Genomic DNA, 255 nt, shown 5'->3' with positions numbered 1-255 from the left:
CGGCGATGCTGGTGTTCATGACGCTGTGGTCGGTCATCGTCTACTCGCCGATCGCGCACATGGTGTGGGAACCGAGCGGCTGGCTGGCGACCGCGGGCATCCTCGACTTCGCGGGCGGCACGGTGGTGCACATCAACGCGGGTATCGCGGGTCTGGTCTGCTGTCTGGTGCTCGGCAAGCGCGTCGGCTACGGCAAGGAGTCGATGGCGCCGCACAACCTGACGCTGACGCTGATCGGTGGCGCGATGCTGTGGG

The 255-nt window shown here is 67.1% G+C and carries 1 pseudogene; it reads left to right on the top strand.

What is annotated here, in order from left to right:
• Nucleotides 1-255: pseudogene (locus tag AB3X95_RS39055) on the top strand (ammonia channel protein); the annotation flags it as partial.

The organism is Paraburkholderia sp. BR13444 (assembly GCF_040948755.1).
GTDB lineage: Bacteria > Pseudomonadota > Gammaproteobacteria > Burkholderiales > Burkholderiaceae > Paraburkholderia > Paraburkholderia youngii.
This window is presented reverse-complemented; position numbering and strand designations above follow the sequence as displayed.